Source organism: Candidatus Pelagibacter sp. PS_31 (assembly GCF_059417865.1).
This window is the reverse complement of record NZ_CM182069.1, coordinates 312,229-334,485: the sequence shown is the minus strand read 5'-3', so window position 1 is coordinate 334,485 and position 22,257 is coordinate 312,229. Positions and strand designations below refer to the sequence as shown.

The 22,257-nt window shown below is 29.7% G+C and carries 28 protein-coding genes and 1 riboswitch; of the genes, 18 read left to right on the top strand and 10 right to left on the bottom strand.

What is annotated here, in order from left to right:
* Positions 1 to 26: 26 nt before the first annotated feature.
* The 6 genes from moaA to msrQ are packed head-to-tail and all read left to right on the top strand — an operon-like array spanning position 27 to position 3,776.
* Positions 27 to 1,019, top strand: coding sequence for a GTP 3',8-cyclase MoaA (gene moaA, locus AC5SLN_RS01760; RefSeq protein ID WP_415315625.1), 993 nt, complete (start codon positions 27 to 29; stop codon positions 1,017 to 1,019).
* Positions 1,020 to 1,565 (top strand): cyclic pyranopterin monophosphate synthase MoaC, encoded by a 546-nt coding sequence (moaC, locus tag AC5SLN_RS01755; RefSeq protein ID WP_494593799.1) that lies wholly within the window; start codon positions 1,020 to 1,022, stop codon positions 1,563 to 1,565.
* A gap of 2 nt (positions 1,566 to 1,567) precedes the next feature.
* Complete coding sequence (locus tag AC5SLN_RS01750; protein WP_027306642.1) at positions 1,568 to 1,837, top strand: hypothetical protein; 270 nt, start codon at positions 1,568 to 1,570, stop codon at positions 1,835 to 1,837.
* Positions 1,837 to 2,289, top strand: a complete 453-nt coding sequence (locus tag AC5SLN_RS01745; protein ID WP_494592246.1) for a molybdopterin synthase catalytic subunit — start codon at positions 1,837 to 1,839, stop codon at positions 2,287 to 2,289. Before AC5SLN_RS01750 ends, AC5SLN_RS01745 begins: the two co-directional genes overlap by 1 nt.
* On the top strand, positions 2,276 to 3,181 hold the full coding sequence (gene msrP / locus AC5SLN_RS01740) for a protein-methionine-sulfoxide reductase catalytic subunit MsrP (protein WP_494593797.1): 906 nt from the start codon (positions 2,276 to 2,278) through the stop codon (positions 3,179 to 3,181). The genes AC5SLN_RS01745 and msrP overlap by 14 nt, the downstream gene beginning before the upstream one ends.
* A gap of 25 nt (positions 3,182 to 3,206) precedes the next feature.
* Complete coding sequence (msrQ, locus tag AC5SLN_RS01735) at positions 3,207 to 3,776, top strand: protein-methionine-sulfoxide reductase heme-binding subunit MsrQ (RefSeq protein ID WP_494592243.1); 570 nt, start codon at positions 3,207 to 3,209, stop codon at positions 3,774 to 3,776.
* On the opposite strand, the gene AC5SLN_RS01730 is transcribed toward msrQ, so the two are convergent.
* The gene (locus tag AC5SLN_RS01730; protein ID WP_006997157.1) at positions 3,773 to 4,120 is read right to left on the bottom strand and encodes a DUF779 domain-containing protein; all 348 of its coding nucleotides are present in this window, start codon (positions 4,118 to 4,120) and stop codon (positions 3,773 to 3,775) included. The genes msrQ and AC5SLN_RS01730 overlap by 4 nt on opposite strands.
* Positions 4,121 to 4,165: 45 nt before the next feature.
* On the bottom strand, positions 4,166 to 5,716 hold the full coding sequence (gene adh, locus AC5SLN_RS01725) for an aldehyde dehydrogenase (protein ID WP_494594193.1): 1,551 nt from the start codon (positions 5,714 to 5,716) through the stop codon (positions 4,166 to 4,168).
* A 311-nt stretch (positions 5,717 to 6,027) separates the two neighbouring features.
* Between adh and AC5SLN_RS01720 the strand changes: the two genes are divergently transcribed.
* Positions 6,028 to 6,273, top strand: a complete 246-nt coding sequence (locus AC5SLN_RS01720; RefSeq protein ID WP_271499342.1) for a DUF1244 domain-containing protein — start codon at positions 6,028 to 6,030, stop codon at positions 6,271 to 6,273.
* Here AC5SLN_RS01720 and moaB read toward each other — a convergent pair whose 3' ends face one another.
* Positions 6,274 to 6,774, bottom strand: a complete 501-nt coding sequence (moaB, locus tag AC5SLN_RS01715; RefSeq protein ID WP_494577132.1) for a molybdenum cofactor biosynthesis protein B — start codon at positions 6,772 to 6,774, stop codon at positions 6,274 to 6,276.
* A gap of 18 nt (positions 6,775 to 6,792) precedes the next feature.
* Between moaB and AC5SLN_RS01710 the strand changes: the two genes are divergently transcribed.
* From AC5SLN_RS01710 to AC5SLN_RS01700, 3 genes are all read left to right on the top strand, one after another.
* Positions 6,793 to 7,539, top strand: coding sequence for a sulfite exporter TauE/SafE family protein (locus tag AC5SLN_RS01710; protein ID WP_494593795.1), 747 nt, complete (start codon positions 6,793 to 6,795; stop codon positions 7,537 to 7,539).
* A gap of 29 nt (positions 7,540 to 7,568) precedes the next feature.
* Positions 7,569 to 8,159 (top strand): 2OG-Fe(II) oxygenase family protein, encoded by a 591-nt coding sequence (locus tag AC5SLN_RS01705; RefSeq protein ID WP_494592237.1) that lies wholly within the window; start codon positions 7,569 to 7,571, stop codon positions 8,157 to 8,159.
* An 89-nt stretch (positions 8,160 to 8,248) separates the two neighbouring features.
* A riboswitch (SAM riboswitch) is annotated at positions 8,249 to 8,312 on the top strand.
* Between the two features lie 9 nt (positions 8,313 to 8,321).
* Positions 8,322 to 9,230: a homocysteine S-methyltransferase family protein gene (locus tag AC5SLN_RS01700; RefSeq protein WP_494577130.1), complete on the top strand. Its 909-nt coding sequence runs from the start codon at positions 8,322 to 8,324 to the stop codon at positions 9,228 to 9,230.
* A gap of 1 nt (position 9,231) precedes the next feature.
* Here AC5SLN_RS01700 and AC5SLN_RS01695 read toward each other — a convergent pair whose 3' ends face one another.
* From AC5SLN_RS01695 to AC5SLN_RS01685, 3 genes are read right to left on the bottom strand one after another with little or no spacing between them, the layout of a single operon-like run.
* The gene (locus AC5SLN_RS01695; RefSeq protein WP_494592233.1) at positions 9,232 to 9,843 is read right to left on the bottom strand and encodes a DUF3726 domain-containing protein; all 612 of its coding nucleotides are present in this window, start codon (positions 9,841 to 9,843) and stop codon (positions 9,232 to 9,234) included.
* Positions 9,844 to 9,848: 5 nt separating this feature from the next.
* Positions 9,849 to 11,501, bottom strand: coding sequence for a hypothetical protein (locus AC5SLN_RS01690; RefSeq protein WP_494592231.1), 1,653 nt, complete (start codon positions 11,499 to 11,501; stop codon positions 9,849 to 9,851).
* Positions 11,498 to 12,469 carry a membrane dipeptidase gene (locus tag AC5SLN_RS01685; protein WP_494578454.1) on the bottom strand — a complete coding sequence of 324 codons (972 nt, stop codon included), beginning with the start codon at positions 12,467 to 12,469 and terminating at the stop codon, positions 11,498 to 11,500. Before AC5SLN_RS01685 ends, AC5SLN_RS01690 begins: the two co-directional genes overlap by 4 nt.
* A gap of 114 nt (positions 12,470 to 12,583) precedes the next feature.
* On the opposite strand from AC5SLN_RS01685, the gene purE reads away from it, so the two are divergent.
* The 4 genes from purE (at position 12,584) to AC5SLN_RS01665 (ending at position 14,935) form a co-directional block, all read left to right on the top strand.
* The gene (purE, locus tag AC5SLN_RS01680) at positions 12,584 to 13,075 is read left to right on the top strand and encodes a 5-(carboxyamino)imidazole ribonucleotide mutase (RefSeq protein ID WP_494592228.1); all 492 of its coding nucleotides are present in this window, start codon (positions 12,584 to 12,586) and stop codon (positions 13,073 to 13,075) included.
* 9 nt (positions 13,076 to 13,084) lie between these two features.
* Complete coding sequence (locus AC5SLN_RS01675; RefSeq protein ID WP_494593793.1) at positions 13,085 to 14,131, top strand: 5-(carboxyamino)imidazole ribonucleotide synthase; 1,047 nt, start codon at positions 13,085 to 13,087, stop codon at positions 14,129 to 14,131.
* Between the two features lie 11 nt (positions 14,132 to 14,142).
* A complete protein-coding gene (locus tag AC5SLN_RS01670; RefSeq protein ID WP_278386947.1) occupies positions 14,143 to 14,610 on the top strand; it encodes a GNAT family N-acetyltransferase in 468 nt (155 codons plus the stop codon).
* A gap of 118 nt (positions 14,611 to 14,728) precedes the next feature.
* The gene (locus tag AC5SLN_RS01665; RefSeq protein WP_006998008.1) at positions 14,729 to 14,935 is read left to right on the top strand and encodes a cold-shock protein; all 207 of its coding nucleotides are present in this window, start codon (positions 14,729 to 14,731) and stop codon (positions 14,933 to 14,935) included.
* 81 nt (positions 14,936 to 15,016) lie between these two features.
* On the opposite strand, the gene AC5SLN_RS01660 is transcribed toward AC5SLN_RS01665, so the two are convergent.
* Positions 15,017 to 15,775 carry an alpha/beta fold hydrolase gene (locus tag AC5SLN_RS01660; RefSeq protein WP_494592224.1) on the bottom strand — a complete coding sequence of 253 codons (759 nt, stop codon included), beginning with the start codon at positions 15,773 to 15,775 and terminating at the stop codon, positions 15,017 to 15,019.
* 59 nt (positions 15,776 to 15,834) lie between these two features.
* Between AC5SLN_RS01660 and AC5SLN_RS01655 the strand changes: the two genes are divergently transcribed.
* The 3 genes from AC5SLN_RS01655 to AC5SLN_RS01645 are packed head-to-tail and all read left to right on the top strand — an operon-like array spanning position 15,835 to position 17,410.
* Positions 15,835 to 16,182, top strand: coding sequence for a cupin domain-containing protein (locus AC5SLN_RS01655; RefSeq protein ID WP_494578448.1), 348 nt, complete (start codon positions 15,835 to 15,837; stop codon positions 16,180 to 16,182).
* A gap of 37 nt (positions 16,183 to 16,219) precedes the next feature.
* Complete coding sequence (locus tag AC5SLN_RS01650) at positions 16,220 to 16,966, top strand: aspartate/glutamate racemase family protein (protein WP_494592222.1); 747 nt, start codon at positions 16,220 to 16,222, stop codon at positions 16,964 to 16,966.
* Positions 16,967 to 16,969: 3 nt separating this feature from the next.
* Entirely contained in the window at positions 16,970 to 17,410 is a 441-nt protein-coding gene (locus AC5SLN_RS01645; RefSeq protein WP_494592220.1) for a hypothetical protein, read from the top strand.
* Here AC5SLN_RS01645 and AC5SLN_RS01640 read toward each other — a convergent pair.
* Entirely contained in the window at positions 17,400 to 17,711 is a 312-nt protein-coding gene (locus tag AC5SLN_RS01640; RefSeq protein WP_494593791.1) for a hypothetical protein, read from the bottom strand. The genes AC5SLN_RS01645 and AC5SLN_RS01640 overlap by 11 nt on opposite strands.
* A gap of 109 nt (positions 17,712 to 17,820) precedes the next feature.
* Here AC5SLN_RS01640 and AC5SLN_RS01635 point away from each other — a divergent pair, with 109 nt between their 5' ends.
* A complete protein-coding gene (locus tag AC5SLN_RS01635; RefSeq protein WP_494593789.1) occupies positions 17,821 to 18,672 on the top strand; it encodes a DMT family transporter in 852 nt (283 codons plus the stop codon).
* 4 nt (positions 18,673 to 18,676) lie between these two features.
* Here AC5SLN_RS01635 and AC5SLN_RS01630 read toward each other — a convergent pair whose 3' ends face one another.
* Together AC5SLN_RS01630 and AC5SLN_RS01625 are read right to left on the bottom strand one after the other, a co-directional pair.
* The gene (locus AC5SLN_RS01630; RefSeq protein ID WP_494593787.1) at positions 18,677 to 19,264 is read right to left on the bottom strand and encodes a sarcosine oxidase subunit gamma family protein; all 588 of its coding nucleotides are present in this window, start codon (positions 19,262 to 19,264) and stop codon (positions 18,677 to 18,679) included.
* Positions 19,261 to 22,257, bottom strand: coding sequence for a sarcosine oxidase subunit alpha family protein (locus AC5SLN_RS01625; RefSeq protein ID WP_494593785.1), 2,997 nt, complete (start codon positions 22,255 to 22,257; stop codon positions 19,261 to 19,263). The genes AC5SLN_RS01630 and AC5SLN_RS01625 overlap by 4 nt, the downstream gene beginning before the upstream one ends.

Here is a 22,257-nt window from a genome sequence, read left to right as displayed (position 1 = left end):
TTATAATATAATGTAATAAATATAAGATGAAATTACTAAGTGATACTTTTGGAAGAAAATTTCCCTACATAAGACTATCGATCACAGACGTCTGTAATTATAAGTGCTCCTACTGTTTACCACAAGGTTACAAAAAAACACCTGGTGACACGAGAAGTTTTATGTCTGCTCAAGAAATATCCAGATTGACAAAAGCATTGTCTGAATTGGGTGTTTGTAAAATTAGATTAACTGGTGGAGAACCAACAGTTAGAAAAGACTTTTTTGATATCTTAAAAGATATGAAGCAAAATTCCAATATACCCAAAGTAACAATGACAACTAATGGTTATCGTTTAAACAAAATTGCAGAACAATTATTTGAAGCTGGTTTAGATGGAATAAATATTAGTATTGACAGTTTAAATAGAGAAACTTTTAAAAAACTAACAGGACATGACAGGCTTAATGAAATTTTAGAAGGCATAAAGATTTTACAAAAACTAGATTTTAAAAATATAAAAATTAATGCCGTTTTACTCAAAGGTATTAATGATACCTATGAAAAATTTGAAAAATTTGGAAATTTCATAAAAGATAACAATATTGATTTTAGATTTATAGAATTGATGCAAACTGGTGATAATTTAGAATATTTTAAAAAAAATCATGTTTCCTCTAAATTATTCAAAGATTATTTAGAGAAAAATAACTGGATACCACAAACTTATGGGAAAGATGCGGGCCCTTCATTAAATTTTATACATCCAAATTTTAAGGGTAAATTTGGATTAATTGCTCCTTATACTAAAGATTTTTGCCAAACTTGTAATAGATTAAGAGTTACCTCTAGAGGAGATCTAAGATTATGTTTATTTGGTAATACTGGAATTAGCATCAGACATCTATTACAAGATGATACTCAAAAAGATGAGCTTGTTGATCTTATCATAAAACAATTGCATCTTAAAAAAGAGTCACATTATTTAGAGCTTGGAGATACTGGAATTACTCCAAATTTATCTAGTACTGGAGGATAAATGGCAAACTTAAAAGTGATAAACGAGGAAAAATTAAAAGACTGGGCTAAAGAAATTTTTAAAAAAAATTCTTTTAACATGATTGATGTTTCATCAAAAAAAGAAACATTTAGAAGAGCGTTAGCTTCTGGGAGAATTTATGTAGGAAAAGAAGTTTTTAATCTAATTAGAAATAAAGAAATGCCTAAAGGTGATCCGATCACTTTAGCTGAAGTTTCAGCAATTTTAGGTGTTAAAAAAACTAGTGAATTAATTCCATTATGTCACCCACTTCCAATAGATCATACTGCAACAAAAATTATCATGCATGAAGATGATAGCTCTTTAGAGGTTTTTTGTGTTGTGTCAGCTGTTGCAAAAACTGGTGTTGAAATGGAAGCTATTATGGGAGTTAATGCTGCATTAATTACAATCTATGATCTTAGTAAAATTGTAAACCCAAATCTTAGAATTGATAATGTGAAATTATTAATTAAAGAAGGTGGAAAAAGTGGTCTATGGATCAATCCTGACGGACTACCAGAGTTTTTAAAAGATATTTTTTAAACATGAAAGTTAAACTTGAGTTATTTGGAGCAAGTAGAGATTTTAGCAATAAAGATTACTTAGAATTTAATATTAAAGAAAAAATTGAAATCAAAGATTTAAGAAGAGAAATCATCAATTACTTGGATATTAATTTTAAAGGTAATGAAGATTTTATAAAAATAGTTAAAAGCTCTGCTTTTTGCTCTGAAGATAATAATATTGTTAATGATAATTTTAAAATTACAAAAGATCAAAAAATTGGGATTATACCTCCAATAGGTGGTGGCTGATGTTACATGCAAAAATTATAGATATTGAAAAAAATAACATAAAAACTTCTGAAGCAGAAGCATTTATAAAATCCTGCTCATATGGTGCATCAATTATTTTTACAGGAAATGTAAGAAATATTAATGAAAATAAAGAAGTTATTGGTATAACTTATGATAGTCATGACGAACTAGTACTAAAAAGTTTTGAAGAAATTTATAAAGAGACTACAGAAAAACTTAAAATTATAGATAAAGCAGTCTTTATAGAGCATATAAAGGGCTATGTGGGGCTTGGAGAAACTAGCATAATTATCGCAGTTGCCTGCAAACATAGAGATGAAGCTTACGTATTATCTAGGTATATAATTGAAGAAATCAAAAAAAGATCACCTATTTGGAAAAAAGAACATTATAAAAATGATGAAACTGAATGGTTAAAAGGTAATCCTATTAAAAATGAAAAAATATAAACATTCAGAAATTACACCAGAATTAATTTACAATAAAAGAAGAAAATTTATTAAATCAATTGGGCTTGGTGTTGGTTCAATATCTTTGAGCAGTATACCATTCTTAAACAATGCTTATTCACAAAATAAAACTAAGCTAACATCATATGAAGATATTACGACGTATAACAATTATTATGAATTTGGTACCAGTAAAAGTGATCCTTATAGAAATTCACAAGAATTTATTACTAAACCTTGGAGTGTAACTATTGAAGGGGAAGTAGAAAATCCAGTTACGATTTCAGCTGAAGAAATAATTTCTTTATTTCCTTCGGAAGAAAGAATCTACAAACTAAGGTGTGTTGAGGGTTGGTCTATGGTTGTTCCTTGGATGGGATTTTCTCTAAGTAAGTTACTTAGTAAAGTATCTATTAAAAATACTGCAAAATTTGTTGAATTTGAAAGTGTTTATGACCCTGAACAAATGAATGGCCAAAGATATCCAGTTTTAAATTGGCCTTATAGAGAAGGATTAAGAATTGATGAAGCTATGCATCCTATAACAACAGTTGTTACTGGGCTTTATGGAAAAGCATTGCCTAATCAAAATGGAGCTCCATTAAGAATTTTTGTTCCTTGGAAGTATGGTTTTAAAAGTGCAAAAGCAATTGTTAAAATAAAATTAGTTAAAAATATGCCTACATCATCTTGGATGAGATCGTCCCCAAGAGAATATGGATTTTATTCAAATGTTAACCCAAATGTTTCGCATCCAAGATGGTCACAAGCAACAGAACGTGTCATAGGTGAAAGTATTTTAGCTCCTAGAATTGAGACTGAAATGTTTAATGGGTACGGTGATGAAGTTGCAAATCTATACTCTGGTATGGATTTAAAGAAAAATTTTTAAAAATATTTAGTTGGTTTTTTAAACTATGCAAAAATATATAAAAATATCAATTTTCTTTTTTTGCTTACTACCAATATTAATTATTTTTTATCAAATTGCTTTTAACCAATTAGGTCCTGAACCTGTGAAAAAAATAACACATGATACTGGTGAGTGGACACTTCGTTTTATCATAATAACTCTTGCAATGACCCCTTTACAAAAATTTACTAAATTAAATTTTTGGATTAGCTATAGGAGAATGTTTGGCTTGTTTGTTTTTTTTTACGCATCAGCACACATGATGACTTATGTTGGCATAGATTATCGTTTTGATTGGTCTGGTATTGGTGATGATATTATAAAAAAAAAATTTATATTTGCTGGATTTTTAGCTTGGCTTTTATTAGTGCCACTTGCTCTTACTTCATCTAAACGAATGATAAGGTTATTGAGAGATAAATGGAAAAAACTACACAAGCTTGTTTATATAATTTCTTTATTAGGAATTATTCACTACTTATGGTTAGTTAAAGTAGTTACAGTTGAACCTTTGATTTATCTTATTATTATAGTAATTTTACTTACACTAAGAGTTAAAATGAAATTTAATTAATTAATTGATTTTTTTTCAGGAACGCAAATCTCAGATCTTGTTAAAAATCTTCTGCCAGTTCCATTGTCTAAAGAAAACATTCCACCCATACCTTGAATGCAATCAATAATTAAATCTGTATTTTTCCATGCTTCATGTTGAGTTTCACTTATGTAAAAAGGAATACCACCAATTTTTCCAACTAAAACATCGTCATCACTTACTAAAAATTCTTTAACAGGATAACACATTGGAGCACTTCCATCACAACATCCACCAGATTGATGAAAGAGTAATTCTTTACCATGATCTTTCTTTAGATCTTCAATTAGTTCTAAAGCTGAAGGGGTTGCTGAAACTTTCATAGTTATATGGCCTGTAGTTTAATACAGGCCATCATAATATATCTGTTAAAAGAAGCCTAATTTTTTCTCACTGTACGACACGTGTAAGTTTTTCACCTGTCTATAATGATTAAGCATCATTTTATGTGTTTCTCTACCGATTCCAGATTGTTTATAACCTCCAAAAGCAGCATGAGCTGGATAAGCATGGTAACAGTTAGTCCAAACTCTACCAGCCTGGATTCCTCTTCCCATTCTATAAGCAATATTCCCATTTCTAGTCCAAACACCTGCTCCTAAACCATAAAGAGTATCATTAGCTATTTCTAATGCATGAGCTTCATCTTTAAATTTAGTAACAGATACAACTGGTCCAAAAATTTCTTCTTGGAAAACTCTCATAGAGTTATTACCTTCAAAAATAGTAGGTTGGATATAATTTCCTTTTTCCAAACCACTGTTTAAGTTAGCAACTTCACCACCACATAGAACTTTGGCACCTTCTTTCTTACCTAAATCTAAGTAAGACTTTATTTTTTCCATTTGTTCTAATGATACTTGAGCACCAATCATAGTTTCCATTTTTAGAGGATTGTCCTGCTTGACTGCTTTCGTTCTAGCAACTGCTCTTTCCATGAACTTATCATAGATAGATTCTTGGATTAATACTCTACTAGGACAAGTACAAACTTCACCCTGATTAAGAGTAAACATTGCAAAACCTTCAAGACATTTATCAAAGAAATCATCATCTTGATCCATAACATCTTCAAAGAAAACATTTGGAGATTTTCCACCTAATTCTAAAGTTATTGGAATTAAGTTTTGTGATGCATATTGCATGATCAAACGTCCAGTTGTAGTCTCACCAGTAAAAGCAATCTTTCTAATTCTTTTAGATGAGGCTAATGGTTTACCTGCTTCAAGACCAAAACCACTTACAACATTAACAACTCCTGGAGGCAATAAGTCTCCAATAAGTTCCATTAATAGCAAGATTGATGCTGGTGTTTGCTCAGCTGGTTTTAAAACTACACAGTTACCTGCAGCTAGTGCTGGTGCAAGTTTCCATGTTGCCATTAATAATGGAAAGTTCCATGGTATAATCTGTCCAACTACACCAAGTGGTTCAGGTATATGATAAGAATATTCACTATTACTTATCTCTGAAACCGAACCTTCTTCTGCCCTGATTACTCCAGCGAAATATCTCCAATGATCAACAACTAATGGTAAGTCAGCTGCCATACACTCTCTAATTGGTTTTCCATTATCTAAACATTCAGCAGTAGCTAATAGTTCAAGATTTTTTTCTATAACATCAGCTATTTTAAGTAGTATGTTGGATCTTTCAGTTATTGATGAAACTCCCCAAGTAGGAAAGGCAGCGTGTGCAGCATCTAATGCAGCCTCAACATCTTTTGCATCTGATCTTGGAACGGAACATATAACATCATTATTAATTGGACTTACGTTATCAAAATATTTTCCTGATTTTGGTTTAACGAATTTGCCACCTATAAAATTTCCATATTGTTCTTTAAATGGAAATTTAACTTTTAAGTGAGACGTATCTAGTAATGGAGATCGTCCACCTTTTACTGTTTCTGTGCTCATTTTTACCCTCTCTCTTTTATTAATATTCTTATGCTTATTTTTTTTTATTGGCTTAAGTAACTTCTTTTTAGCCACACCTTTTTTCTTTTTAACTTTTTTAATATTTTTAGGTGATTGCTTGACCAAGTTTTTCTTAATTTTTTTTTTGGTCTTACTTTTAGATTTTTTGGCTGTTTTTTTCTTTTTTGTAGCCATCACTTAACTAAACAAAAATTGATCTAAAGATCTATTAATTATATTATTATTTTCTACTTAAGATTGAATATAGCCTACATCTTGTGCTTAATTGAAATGTGTCTAATAATTTAGTTATGGATAATAATATAAAAAAAGAATTACAGTCTGCTACATTTGAAAGATTGCTCAAACATCTAGATGAACGAAAAGATGTTCAAAATATAGATATTATGAACCTTGCTGGCTTTTGCAGAAACTGTTTATCAAAATGGTACCGAGAAGAAGCTGAAAAAAAAAATATTGAAATTTCAGACTTAGATGCACGTGAACATATATATGGTATGCCTTATTCTGAGTGGAAAGAAAAATATCAAAAATAATTATTTTTCTTTAAGTCTTGGAAACAGTTCTACAAAATTACAAGGTTTATGATTTATATCTAACTGATGTTTTAAAATTCCATCCCAGGCATCCGTTACCCCGCCTGAAGAACCTGGTAAAGCAAATACATATTTTCCATTAGCTAGTACTGCACAAGCTCTAGATTGAATGGCCGATGTACCAACTGTTTTTAAACTTATTGTTCTAAACACCTCTCCAAAACCTGGAATATGTTTGTCAGCTATATCGTTTACTGCCTCTGGTGTAATATCTCGACCTGTAAGCCCAGTGCCCCCTGTTGTAATTACAACATCTATTTCAGATTGATTAATCCAATCTTTAAGGATTTTAATGATGTCCTCTTTGTTATCTTTACAAATTTTTCTATCTACTAATTTATGTTTAGCCTCCTCTATTTTTTTCACTAAGATCGCACCTGACTTATCATTCTCATAAGTTCTAGTATCTGTAACTGTTAAAAGTGCTATATTTACAATCATAAATTTAAAATAATTATTATGATTATATTATCATTTTTATTTCTTCTAACAGCAACTTTATATTCAAGTGTTGGCTTTGGTGGTGGCTCTACCTATCTAGCCTTTCTATTAATTTGGGATATTCCTTACTTGATCTTTCCTGTAATTGCTCTCTTTTGTAATATTATTGTCGTATCAGGAAATTGTATAAATTATATTAAAGCTGGAAATATCAATTTTAAGATCCTTGCCCCATATTTGATTTCATCTGTGCCACTTGCATTCATAGGAGGATCTTTATCAGTAGATAAAGAAATTTTTGAAATTTTACTTTTTTTAGTCTTAGCACTAGCAGGAGTTCTACTCCTCTTGAAATTTCAATCTTTTGATCAAAAAATTGAAGTTTATAAAAAGATACCAAAAATGTTATCGATATTAATTGGTGCATCTATTGGATTTGTGTCTGGTATAGTTGGAATTGGTGGTGGAATTTTCTTAAGCCCTATATTGTTATTATTTAGAGTAGATAAAGCAAAAAACATTGCAACAGCAGCATCATTATTCATACTGATTAATTCTTTATCAGGACTTGCTGGCCAATTTACAAAGGCATCAACAATAAATGGAATTTTTGATTATTGGCCATTATTTCTGTTTGTTTTAATAGGCGGTCAATTAGGAAATTTCTTGAATATTAAAATTTTCCCTGCAAGAATATTGGCTCTTGTAACATCAGCACTTGTCATATTTGTTGCTATTCGAATGGGACTAAAGTTGTTTGCATAACAGAAGTATTAAATTATTATAGAAAAATTATGAAAACATTCAGAGCATTTGGACCCACCATAGGAAAAACAAAGTTATCCAAAAAAATTATTACTATATTAAATAATCACGTTGATAAATCTCAATTATCTAAAAAAAATGACTATAGCTCTAAACTTGCAAGTCAAATTAAGAATGAAATTAAGATACCTAAAACATTAATTAATAAGAGTTTGTCTAAAGAATTAATAAAAAATATTAAAGTTTACCTTGATAAGTCAGGTGTTAAAAAAATTAAAGAAATTAAGATAATAAATCTATGGGTAGTTAAACAGTTAAAAAATGAATATAATCCAATTCATTATCATGAAGGACAATTGTCAGGGGTTGGCTATCTTAAAATCCCAAAAGATATGAATCAAAATAAACTAGTTAAGAATAAAAAGATTAAAACTAATGGAACAATTGATTTTATTAATGGTCAAAAAAACTTTTTAAGTCAAAGTATCTATAATTTAAACCCTACATTAGGAGATTTATTGATTTTTCCTAATTATTTAATGCACACAGCTTATCCATTTAATGTTGATGGTGAGAGAAGATCCTTCTCATTTAATGCTAAAATATTATTCAAGAAGTGATTTACTAATCAGTCTATTAGATATATAGATAGTTTAACCGATTTGATCCATATTGCAGGTACTAACTGCTAAAAAGGAAATCATTATATAATTGGTAAAGGTAGTTGAGCTGTATTGTGCACCTGGCATAAAGCCAAAGCACTAAAAAAGTTAGGAATAAAAATGGATATTAATTTTTTTAAAACAACACGAATTTTAGATGGTGGTATGGGGCAAGAATTGTTGGCTCGTGGTATGAAGCCAAACGGCACATTGTGGAGTGCAAATGCTGTATTAAAAGAAGAATACCATCAACTCTTACTAGACACACATTTAGATTTTATTAAAGCAGGTGCTGAAGTTATTGTTACAGCAACCTTTACTACTAGACGAATAAGATTACGTGATAATAAAATTGAAGATAAATTTGAATACTTAAACAAAAAAGCTGGTGAGATAGCTCAGAAAGCAAAAGAACAATATCCTAATGTGTTAATTGCAGGTGGTCTTCCACCTCAATATTTAACATACGAAGAAGATACAAGGCCAGATCATGAAATTAAACAAAATTTTTATGATCAAGCAAAATTATTAGATCCTTATATTGATTTTTTTTACCTAGATGTTTTGTCTAGCGTAAAAGAGTTTAGGTTAGCAATTGAAGCAATTAAAAAATTTAATAAGCCATATTTAATAGGCGCTCATATTTCTGAGGGAATAAATCTTCCAAGTGGTGAAAAAATATCAGATATTATTAATCATATTAACCATAACAATTTACTAGGATTAATTTTATCGTGCGTTTCTCCTGAAAACTTTTCTGAAAATTTAGAAGAAGTAAAAAATTTAGGTGTTCCTTTTGGATTTAAACTTAATGCTTTCGTGACAACTAAGCCTAAAGATGGCTATACTAACAATTACAATATGAGCAAAACTGGTAACCCAAATGAATTTTTGGGTCAAAGAAAAGACTTAACACCTGAATTGATGGCAAATTTTGTTAAAAAATTTAAAGATACAGGTGCAACTATTTTAGGTGGATGTTGTGAAACAAGACCTTCTCATATTAAGGAAATGACTAAATTTAAATAAACTAATCGTTATCAGTTAATCCAGCACCAGCACCACTTTCTTTTAAACTGTCATTTTCTTCAACAAAAGTTTCTTCTGAAAGCTTATAAAGCTCATTCCATTCTTTTTCTTCAAACGAGTCTCTGTTTTCTAAAACTTTTAAGTAAATATTTTCAGCAGATACGATGATTTCGTTTTTAGTATAATTAGAATAAATATTGTTATTGAAGTTTAACAAAAACTCCCTGTCATCCATTTTTAAGAATATTCTTTTACCGATTACCTCAGCTGCTCTACTTACAAATGGTAGGAAAAGTAATGGATATGAGATTTTTTTAAACGTTATCTCATTTAAAGTTTCTAGAGTTTTAATCTGATCTAAAAAATTTACCCCTGCGATTATTGGGCAATATTCATTTTTACCAGCCTCATTGTCTTGCTTTATGATGCTGATATTCTCTAACCTTGTTTCTTTTTTTTTCTTAAAAAAACTATTTAAGTTTTTAATTCCAGGTAAGCTAAAAATTTCAAGTAGTCTTATGTTTTTTCCAATTTCTTCTGCAATACCCCAAGAATATCCAGCAGCTCTACTTGATCTTTTAGAAACTGTATCTATTTCGCTTAATGATCTCATGTTGATTAATTATAAACCCAATGTTCATCATAGTTTTTTAATTGCTCTGGTAGGGGTGCACCTTGAAACATACATATTCTTAGCCACTTATCAGAACGTGGATCGAATTTTAATGCTCCAAAGAATGATAACTTTAACCTCAGCATATCAATAGGCATTATTTTTTGGCCAATAGTATTGTCTTGTATTTCAGAATAAGGGAATTTCTCTACTATAAATGCTCTTCTAACAACGTGTCTTAATTCATTATTAGTTGATAAAAATTTAGCAATAGTCCAGCTATTTTTAGTAACTGATAACAATTCATAAAGTTTTTTAATATCCCTTGCGATTGCTAAGGGTTGTTCTAACTCAGCACCCTCTTCATCAAATCTATTTGCTAGTCTTGGCTCTTCTTTATTTTTTGAGATAAACCAAAAATTTAAATTATTTTCATCTTTAGTAAAATCTATAGTTAGAATATCTGGATATTTTTTTTCTAAAATCAGCTTTAAGTCTTCTACTGTTCTTTCAGTTGGAATATTAAAGTATTTTTCTTCTTCAGAGCTCATTTCTTTAATTAACGGAGACGTTATATCATCATAAGGTTCCATCATCATTGAGACGACATATTCAATACATTCTTCACAATATTCTTTTTCTAAATACAGATACAATTCATTAAAAGCATAATCTTGCTCAAAATTAAAATCATTATCTAGGTAGACAATAAATTCATTAAGATCTTTTAATAAAGATTTAATTTTATTTATTTGATATTCACTTTCTGTATTCCAAGAAGTGATATTCTTTATTGATTTTTTTAAACATTCTAAAAATAAGTTTTTATCTTTCTCTGATATTGTTTTTATCTCTCTTATTTTTTTTAAAGAAATTTCTCTTGCTGAAATCCAATTATTTAAAAGAGTTGGATGATTAACAATAAATGGAGCCATTCCAAGACCCGTAGAATTTCCTATTCCTAAATTTTTACAAATATTTATATCAAGGTTTACGGCTTTTTTTGGATTCTTGCTTTTAGCAACATGATTAACCTGATCAAAAGTAAATTGTCTTACCAGATAAACCAACATCATCTCCAATCTAAATGGACCATATATTTCTTCTCGGTCTTTAATTCTAAATCTATCTGCTAAGCCAAATTTACCTGATCCATAAACTGCTGTGGTTCTATATAAATAACCAACACTAGTTAACAAATCATTATCAGGTTGCTTACCTTCGCTTAAACATTCAACCACATGATTGAAAACTCTAACTGATTTATTAGCTCTTGAAAGAGTTAATTCTTTATAAGAAAGTCTGCCAAATTCTTGTTTGGGTACTTCGTTTTTTAATCTTTCAATATCTTGTTTTTTTGGAACACCATCAAAAAGTGTGAAGGCTGCATCCCATTTGGTAGCTATAACTCTATCTGATCTTTCATCATCATCTAATTCATTTGCAAAACAAATTAATGAATAAACTCTATTTTTTTTCTTAAATGAATAAACTGCAGTGCCATAACCATGTTCGTTTAATTCAAATAAATCTCTTTTATAATTCCAATCCTTAAACTCTTTTAAAAAACTTCTTAAAAATGAAAGTTTAGATTGATGAAAAGACCCAAGTCTTGATAATTTCATTACTACATTGGGGTCTCTTAATGAAATATTCATTGATTCATTTCTTTGTAAAAATTGTACCAGTTGTTTCCAAGAATTCCATCAACTTCATTTTCTGAAAAACCAACTTTTTTAAGTCCTATCTCTAAGTTTTCAAATCCTCTTGCATCTTTAAACCAATCAGGCTGTTTTGGAAAACCAGGTTTGTTTTTAGACCCTTCTCCATAATTTTTGCTTTTAGTCCAAGTACCATTTCTCATCCACTCAACAATAGTATCTGGTTGATTTAAACAAAGATCTGAACCTATTCCAATTTTTTCAACTCCCATAATCTCAGCTGTCTTAGCTGTCATCTCACAAAAGCTTTCTAAAGAACAATCTGTTCCATCTTTTAAATGATGAGGATATAAAGAGAGACCCAACATTCCTTTGTGTTTGGATAAAATTTTTAGTAATTCGTTTGATTTGTTTCTCTTAGCTGGATGCCAAAATGATGGATTTGCATGAGTTATTGCAATTGGTTTTTCACTTATCTCAATTGCATCAATTGTACTTTTTTCTGCTGAATGAGACATGTCTATTACAAGACCTAATCTATTCATCTCTTTAATAACCTCTTTACCAAAATTAGTAACTCCACTATCAATTGCCTCATAACATCCCGTCGCTAGTAAGGACTGATTATTATAAGTAAGCTGCATAAACCTACATCCTAAATCATAAACTTTTTCAACCAATCCAATGTCATCTTCTATAGGTGAACAATTTTGAAAACCAAAAAAAACTGCAGTTTTATTTTCAGATTTAGCTTTTTCAATATCTTTAAAACTTTTGCCGTGAAAAATTAAGTCGGAATTTTCTGAAAAGTGATTTTCCCAATTTTTTAATACCGTTTTTAGCTCATCAAAATCTTCGTGGTAAACAATAGTTACATGGATTGCATCCAGTCCTGCTTGTTTATTGATCTGAAAAATTTCTCTAGACCAGTTACAATATTGTAAATTATCAATTTTAAAATTCATTGTGATCTTCTTTGTTTTAAAGAATATCAATAAGATAGATAAATTCTATTAATTTTATTGAAATTTTAGGCTTAATTTGAAATAACAATTTACGTTAGAATAAAATTACAACAAATGGCTAAAAATAAATTAAACAAAGTATCAATTGTTATGGGCAGTCAATCTGACTACAAAACCATGATATTTTGTCAAAATATTCTTAAAAAATTAAACATAAAATTTGAAATAAAAATAATATCAGCTCATAGAACTCCTAAAAGAATGTATGAATTTGCAATTAATGCTGAAAAAAATGGTATTGCAGTAATTATTGCTGGAGCTGGTGGATCTGCACATTTACCAGGAATGATTTCAGCCCTTACCTCTCTTCCAGTATTAGGTGTTCCAATTGAAAGCAAAAAGTTGAAAGGTCTTGATAGCCTTTTATCTATTGCACAAATGCCAAAAGGAATACCCGTTGGAACATTAGCAATCGGAGAAGATGGTGCAATTAATGCTGCCTTATTAGCCGCATCTATTATTGCTCTTAGTGATTTAAGTGTTAAGAGAAAATTAAATCAGTTTCGTTTAAATCAAAGCAAATCTGTTAAAAAAAAACCAAAATAGTTTTAAAATATGTCTAAACCAATTCTTGGAATTATAGGTGGAGGTCAGTTAGGTAGTATGCTTGCTATTGCTGCAAATAAACTTGAAATTAAAACAGTTATTTTTTGTGATGATATTGATGCTCCTGCGCAAAATTTTTCTAATGATTTTGTACACGGTGAATATAATGATAAAAATAAGATTAATGAGTTTTTGAGTAAAGTTGATGTTGTAACTTACGAATTTGAAAATATTCCCTACGAAACATTAAATGAAATTAATAAAATAAAACCTGTTTTACCAAAACCTTCCGTAAATAGAATAATTCAGCATAGATTAGCAGAAAAAGATTTTATCAATAATCTAAATATAAGAACTACAAGATATGTATCTATTGAAAAAAAATCTGAAATGGATTCTGTTAAAGATTTATTACCTGGTATACTTAAAACTACAACACTAGGATATGATGGTAAAGGACAACACCCTATTAACAGTTTAGAAAATTTAGACTCAATTGATGTTGATTATTCAAAAGGTTATATTTTAGAAAAATTAGTAAAATTAAAAAAAGAAATTTCAATAATCATTACAAGGTTTGCTATTCAAAAATATGAAATTTATGAACCCATTGAAAATGAACATGAAGATCAAATCTTAAGAAATTCTAAAATTCCAGCAGAGATTAGTGATAAAATATTAGAACAATCAAAACTATGGGCTACAACAATTGCAGAAGAATTAAAATATGTTGGAACTTTAAGTGTTGAATTTTTCATTGATAGGAATGACAATCTTTATGTAAATGAAATTGCACCAAGAGTTCATAACTCAGGGCATCTAACAATTAACGCGTATAATGTAAGTCAATTTGAAAATCATGTAAGAGCAATTTGTAAACTAGAGCAAATACCTCTTAAAAAAATATCCAATGCAATGATGATAAATATAATTGGTGATCAAATTACTAATTACAGAAATAAAGAACACAATGAAAATGAATTTTTCTTTGATTATCTTAAAAAAGAAATCAAACCAAAAAGAAAAATGGGACACCTAACAACCCTTCTTAAGTAGATATTACTCACATGCTAAAATCAATCGAAGGAAATTTTGATAATCCAGAAGTTCATGAGCTACTTATAAAGCATTTCATTGAGTTAAGATCTGTGTCACCTGAAGGTAGTGCTCACGTACTTGATATAGCTGGATTAAAAGATCCAACTATTAAATTTTGGAGCCTGTGGGAAGAAAATGACCTAATGGGAAGTGGTGCATTAAAATTCCTAGATAACGAACATGGTGAATTCAAATCTATAAGGGTTAGTGACAACTTTAGAGGTAAAGGAAATGGTACAAAAGTCATAAATCATCTAATTAATGAGGCAAAAAAACTTAATATTAAAAGATTAAGTTTAGAAACAGGTGCCGGTGAGTTCTTTTTAAATGCTAGAAAACTATTTAGTAAGTGTGGTTTTGAGCCCTGCGAGCCCTTCTCTCATTATAAAAAAGATATCAACTCTATTTATATGACCATGCTAATAAGCAACAAATAAGTCTTTAATTATTTATTCTTTTAAATTTAGTTGACAAAACCTCAATAAATCTAAACAAAGCGTGAATTACTTAATTATAAGTAATAAAAGTAACACAATAAAAAGTAAGAAGATAAATATGAGTCTACAAGGAAAAGTAAAATGGTTCAATCCAACTAAAGGTTTTGGTTTTATTGAAAGAGAAGATAAAGAAAAAGATGTATTCGTTCACGTTTCAGCTGTTAGAGATGCTGGTATGAACGGTTTAGATGAAGGTCAAGCTTTGACTTTTGAAGTTGAAGATGGTCCAAAAGGTCCTTCAGCGGTAAATTTAAAAACTGCATAATATTCACACTTTCTATTGGCTGAGATTTTTTAATTAAATTAATTTTTTAATTATTTAGCTAAATATTTCAGCCAATACCAATCAGTTTTTTTTAAGAAATTCACTCACTATAGTATTAAATTCATCTGGCTTCTCTAAATGAACATTGTGAGAGCAGCCATTAACTATTCTAAGATCGCTATTTATAATATTTTCTTTTAAAGTTTCTACTTGATTGAAGTTATAGGCTTTGTCTTGATCTCCCCAAATTATCAAAGTTTCGTTCTTAATATTTTTTAAATTTTCAATACCACTCCAATTTTTCATAGCAACAAGAGCATTGTCCGCCGCCTCTAAAGAGGTTTGCTTACCCGCTTCTTCACATAAATAAAAATATTTAGATTTATCCTCTTCAATGAACCATGTTTTTGCAATTCTATAAGCTGTATTATCCAGTCCATTAGTTTTTAGTTTGTCTCTAGAAACATCTATGGTTTCAAATCTGCCAGGTATATTTCCTCTTGGTCCTGTACCATAACAAATCAACTTTAAGATTTTTTCACCTACTAACTTTGCCATTTCTTGTACAATCATGCCACCCATTGAGTGACCTAATAAATAAAAACGTTCTATTTTCTTTTTTTCTAAACTTGTCAATAGAGATTTAGCCATATCTTCAATTGAGTTACATGAGTTAACTTTATTACTTTTTCCAAAACCAGGTAATGCTGGTGCCAAAACTCTAAAATTCTTTTTAAAAAAGTCAGTTTGCAAAGTCCACATCTCAGAAGATCCTAAAAAACCGTGCACTAACACTAGTGGAGTACCACTTCCCACATCTTCAATAAATATATCTTGCATATTTATATTTTATTAATAATCATCAAATATAACAATTTAATAATAAGTAGCTATCAGGTATGACAAATAGAAAAATAACTGACCTTTATGATGTTGAATTCACTCCATTTGATAATTATGGGGTTATTGTGCCTGGAATGAGTTGGCATAAAATTAGTTATAATAAAGAAAATGGTGGTAATGGAACTTATCTTTTAAAGATGGAACCAAATGCAAAAAGTTTGCCCCATGTGCATACAGGCTTTGAAGAGTTTTTGATGTTAGAAGGTGAATTAACTGATCCAGATAATAAAGTTTTTAAAAAAGGTGATTTTGTTACTTTTGAACCAGGCTCTACACACTCGTCCTTTACTAAAGATGGTTGCTTAATTTTAGTTTTTATGAGAGGTATCAACAAACCTCTTTAAGGAAATATTAAATAAATTTAATAGAATATATATATTTATGATTGGAATTTTAGGTGGAATGGGAACTCAAGCAGGACTTGATTTTTGCAATAAACTTGCAATGTTAAATAGAGGAAAAAGTGATCAAGAATACCCCCTATTCATGCTTTATAACAAATCAAATATTCCTGGAAGACCAGAATCTATTGGTGTTCAAACTAAATCATTATCCACAATTCCAAGAAGTTCAAAAAATACAAAAAAATATAATAGAGTTTTAAAAAGTTTGTTAGATGGATGTAAATCATTAGAAAAAAGTGGGTGCAAATTTATTGTTATACCCTGTAATACTGCACACTATTGGTATGAAGATTTAAAGAAAAAAATCAAGATACCAATCATTAACATGCCTAAAGAAGTTTTTATACAAACAAAAAAAAGTTGTAAAAAAAATTCTAAAATTGGACTTCTTGCAACAGAGGGAACTTTAAAAACTGAGATTTATGATAAAATTTTTAAAAAGGATTTTGTAATAATTAAACCTTTAAATAATTTACAAACAAGTTCAGTAAATAAAGCAATCAAACATGTAAAAATGGGCAATATAAAACTAGCAGAAAAAGCTATTGAGCCTGCAATTAAATATTTAATCAAACAAAAATGTAAAAAAATAATACTTGGCTGCACTGAGATACCTATTGCAATTTTTGCTTATAAATCTTTACGAAATGCTAAAGTTTCAAAATTGTACCTTGATCCTAATTTAATATTAGCCAACTCCTGTATGGCAAAATATAAAAAATAGATAATGAATACAAAAGTCAAAAAACCATATGTTATATATATGGCTGAAATTATTTACTCCTACGTTTCTATTGAAAAAAATAAAGATCCGGAGCTTGATGTAAAACAAGCTATTAATAAATTCATGGAAACTAATGAATTTATAAAATTAAGCACTGGTACATTACATGACGAATGGTTTGATGAATTAAAAAAAAATGAGTATCTAGACAAAGATACTGGAAATAAAATACCAGATGAAACTATTAAACTTTTAGAAATTCAAAAAGACATGACTATTAAAAATTTAATTAAAATTCCTAAACTTTACGAGACTGAAAACAATACTCTCATCGAAGCATCAAATAGAGCACAACAATTTTTATGGCGTATGTGTGAAAGTTATGAACTGTGGTGTAAAGAAACTGGGCAATCAGAGCAGCTATTATTAGGTATTACTGATTAGCTAATTGAATAATTTTACTTGTTTTTTCTATTCTACTTTTTACTAAAGCAAAAAACTCTTCTTGGCTTTCTTCTTCTTCAACTTTTAATTTTTTATCATCTATAAAGCTTTTAATATTTTCAGTAGGAGACTTACCAGTAATTTCTTTAACTGCTTGATTAGAACCATATGAAAGGCCAGCTTGATAGATATTACCAGAGCTAGCTAATGTATAAGCAGGTCCTAATAAGGCTGTACTTTGCACACAACCATTAAGAAAAAATAGCAAAAATAATCCAGCAAATATTTTTTTTAAAATCATTATACTCCCTCTTAATCCTAAGTATTTAAAAGCACAACTCAAGAGAGAAAGTGTTCATTTTGGATATTAATCTCTAATATTGGTATAAAATATAGCCTATAACCTTGGTATGGTTAAAATTTTTCCATTCATTTTTATTGTTTTATGGTCCTCAGCTTTTGTGACAACAAAACCAATAATAGATAACAGTGATCCCTTTGCGGCATTAGCATTTAGATTTTTTGTGGTAGCTTTTGGTTTCTATATTTATTCAATTTATACAAAACAAAAAATTTTAACAAATTCAAGAAACCTTCTACAATCACTTTTTAGTGGGGTACTTTTTCATGGTGTGTATTTGGGAGGTGTTTTTTATTCAGTTTCAATCGGGATGCCCACTAGTATTGCTGCATTAATTGTAACTTTGCAGCCAATTTTAACCAATGCCTTAGCAGGAAAATTTTTAGGTGAAAAAGTTAGTTTTAAACAATGGATTGGAGTGATCCTTGGGTTTATTGGTGCAGCTTTAGTTTTAGGTTTTGATATAGGATTAAGCCTTCCTATTTTTGGAGTGATAGCTTCTTTTGTGGCTCTTCTAGCGATCACAACTTCTACTTTATGGCAAAAAAAAATAAGTAATAATTTACCTTTGTCTGTCAGTAATATGTATCAAGCAATAGGTGGCTGTTCTTTTCATATAATAATTATTTTAATTTTTAGTGAACCTTATATTAATTTTACATCCACATTCTTAATAGCAATGAGTCATCAGATATTCCTTGTATCTTTTGGAGCTTTCACAATCTTAATGTTTTTGATTAAGAACAACTCAGCAAGTAAAACTGTTTCTATATTTTTTTTAATACCCCCTACTACCGCAATAATGGCTTGGATATTTTTGAATGAAAAATTGAATAATCTAGATTTAGTTGGTTTTGCTGTGGCAACTTTTGGTGTTTATATTGCAACAAGGAAGCAATAAATTTTTAAATTCCTTTATAACCAAATTCTAAGCAAGCATCAATAATTGAATGATAAAAAGATTCTCCAAAACTTCTTAATGTGAATATTCTAACTTTATCTGGATTGTCATCTAGCATATCAATTGTAACTGACATTCCGTTATAAATTGAATTTAAACAAGTATCTTTTTTCAATTCATTAAAATTAAAAGGGCATCCTTTTTTTAATATCTCTTTTGTATTTTTTCCCTCTATTTGAATTATCGCTCTGCTATGAGATATATTTGTTATGGCGAAATCTGTTTCTGGTAATTTTTCATTAATTTCTTTTAAAATTTCTTTTTTTGAAGAAACTAAAAGCCAGTTATTTGGTCCATTCCATAAAATTCTTGTATTGGTGTTACAGCTTATATTTAGAGTTTCATTTTTTAAGTTCAAATCATCTAACTTAATATTTTCAATAGTTATTGCTGAACTATTATACTTAACAATTTGAATGATTAGATAATCACTTAATTCGCTTATTTTTAACAGCTCTTTATCATTTTTTCCTTCATGATCGCCAAATAAACCTTTGATATGAATATTCTTTAAAGCAGAAATTGAACTCATGATCTTACTCTTTCACCTTTTGGATCAACATAATGCGATGAAACAATCTCAACTGGTATTGTTTTATTTTTTAAAGGTGACATTGCAAATAGTTTTTGCCCTATCATATTTTTTCCATCCTTAAGAATTGCTAGTGAAAATGGATTATCGTATTCAACACTCCAACAAGATGCTGAAATATATCCTAATTTAGGATTTGGTGTTGGAGCCATTGCGTCTTTAACTAAATGAGACCCTTCTGGGATACTTGTTTTCTTATCAATTGGAACAACTCCTACTACTTTTTGTCTATCTTCAGCTATAAATGCTTCTCTTTCTAATGAACGCTTCCCTATAAAGTCTTTCTTTTTACTAACAAGTCCTTCTAAAGAGTTATCATAAGGAATGGTTCTGCCATCAAGTTCTGATCCTGCAATGTGACCCATTTCAATTCTTAGAGTTGATAATGCTTCAGTGCCGTAAGGTTGAATTTTAAATTCTTGTCCTACTTCCATTATCTTCTCCCACATAAAGTTTCCATTGTCAGATTCGACATTAACCTCATAAGCAAGCTCTCCTGAAAATGAGATTCTAAAAATTCGTGCGTGAACTCCAAATAAATCAGCTTCTAAATATCCCATAAAAGGTAACCCTTCATTTGAAGCATCAATATTTGGAAATAATTTTTGTAATAAGTCTCTAGATTTTGGCCCAGCAATTGCAGCTCCTGCCCATTGCTCTGTAGTTGAAACCACTTTTACATTTAGTTCTGGCCATACAAGTTGTAGATAATATTCAAGATGAGATAAAACATTTGCTGCTTGTGCTGTTGTTGTTGTCATATGATAATGGTTTTCAGAAATTCTCGTTGTTGTTCCATCATCCATAACAATTCCATCTTCTCTTAACATTACACCATACCTTGCTTTACCAACTGGCAGTTTTAACCAAGCATTAGTGTAAACTCTATTTAGTAGCTCTGCTGCATCAGGTCCTTTAATGTCAATTTTACCTAAAGTAGTTACGTCACAAACACCTACATTTGTTCTAACATTTTTAGCTTCTCTTTTTGAACCTTCAAATAAAGTTTCTTCTCCAATTTTATAATATCTTGGTCTCAACCAAACACCTGCGTCTACAAACACAGCATTATTTTTTTCATGCCAAGTGTGCATTGGTGATTTTCTTGTTGGTTTTGAATGTTTGCCAACTTCTCTTCCAACAATTGCACCAATAGTAACTGGTGTATATGGAGGTCTAAAAGTTGTATGACCTACTTCTGGCACTATTTTATTTTCAATATTTGAAACTAATTGCAAACCATTGAGATTACTTGTTTTTCCTTGGTCTGTGGCCATTCCTAGTGTCGTGTATCTTTTTACATGTTCTATGGATCGATACCCTTCTTTTAGTGCAATTTCTACATCTGAAACAGCTACATCGTTTTGAAAATCTAAAAATCTTTTATATGTTTTTCCTTTAGGCAAAGGCACACACCAAAATTTATCATGGGTGGTAGATTTTTTTTCCATAACTGTTGGTGATGATGTTTTGTTATCATTATTAGTAATTTTTTTTGAAAGTTCATATCCAGTTTCAAATGAACTTTTTAAAGTTTCTTCTAATGTAAAAGTTCCATTAGCAGCACCTAAAGTTGTTTCATTTTGTTTTGATAATCCAGGTACAAATGCATCTATATCCTTATTAAAAGTAGTTTTATTTCCTGATTGAGAAGCTAAATGTATTGTTGGTGTCCAAAAGCCTGAAACACAAATACAATCACAATTAATATTTTCTAAAGTTCCTAGTTCGTTTTTATCATCAGAAATTTTAGCAACTTCAGCTGATTTAACTTTTTTATACCCTTTAGCAGCAACTACTACGTAAGAAAATTTAATTTCAATATCTAGTTTTTTTGCTTCATCTATAATTTCTGACTTTGGTTCTTTTCTTGTATCTAAAATAATTGGATCAACACCATTTTTTTTAAACTCTATAGCCGTTTCATATCCGCTATCATTATTGGTAAATATTAAAGGTTTTTTACCAACTAACACTCCATAAACTTTTAAATATTCTTTTGCTGCAGAAGACAGCATCACACCTGGTGTATCATTATTTCCAAATACTAAAGGTCTTTCAATTGATCCTGATGAAATTAAAACTTCTTTTGCTCTAATATACCAAAGTCTTTGTTTTGGATTATATTTTTTAGTTTTAGGTAAGTGATCACTTAATTTTTCTGACATCACTAACATATTGTGATCATAGTAACCAAATACTTGAGATCTATTTTTAACAATAACATTAGGCATTTCTTTAAGTTCAGAAATAATATTTTCAGCCCATTCTTTTCCTGTTTGATTTCCAATATTAACCTCGCTAGTTAATAAAGTTCCACCAAATCTAGGCTTGTCTTCTGCTAAAATTACTCTTGCTCCATTTTTAGCAGCAGCATATGCACTTGCTAAACCAGAGGGTCCTGAACCTGCAATTAACAAATCACAATACTCATATTTATGTTCGTATCTTTCCTTGTCATGTTCAATTGATGCAACCCCAAGTCCTGCTGCTTTTCTTATAAATGGCTCATAAACTTTGTACCAAAAACTTTTTGGCCACATAAACGTTTTGTAATAAAATCCTGCTGGAAGAAATATTTTTAACAAATTGTTGATAGCACCAATATCAAAATTAACACTTGGCCAACAATTAACACTTGTTGCTTCCAAACCTTCAAAGAGCTCTTGTTCTGTAGCTTTTACATTCGGTTCAGTTTCATTATTTCTGTATAATTGAACAATTGCATATGGCTCATCTACACCTGCACCAAAAAAACCTCTGGGTCTATGATATTTAAAGCTTCTTCCTATTAAATGAACTCCATTAGCAAGTAATGCTGATGCTAACGTGTCTCCCTCATAGCCAAAGTACGTTATACCATTAAATTTAAATGAGATTTTTTTATCTCTATTTATTAGTCCAATATTATCTAATCTATAATTTTGTGTCAT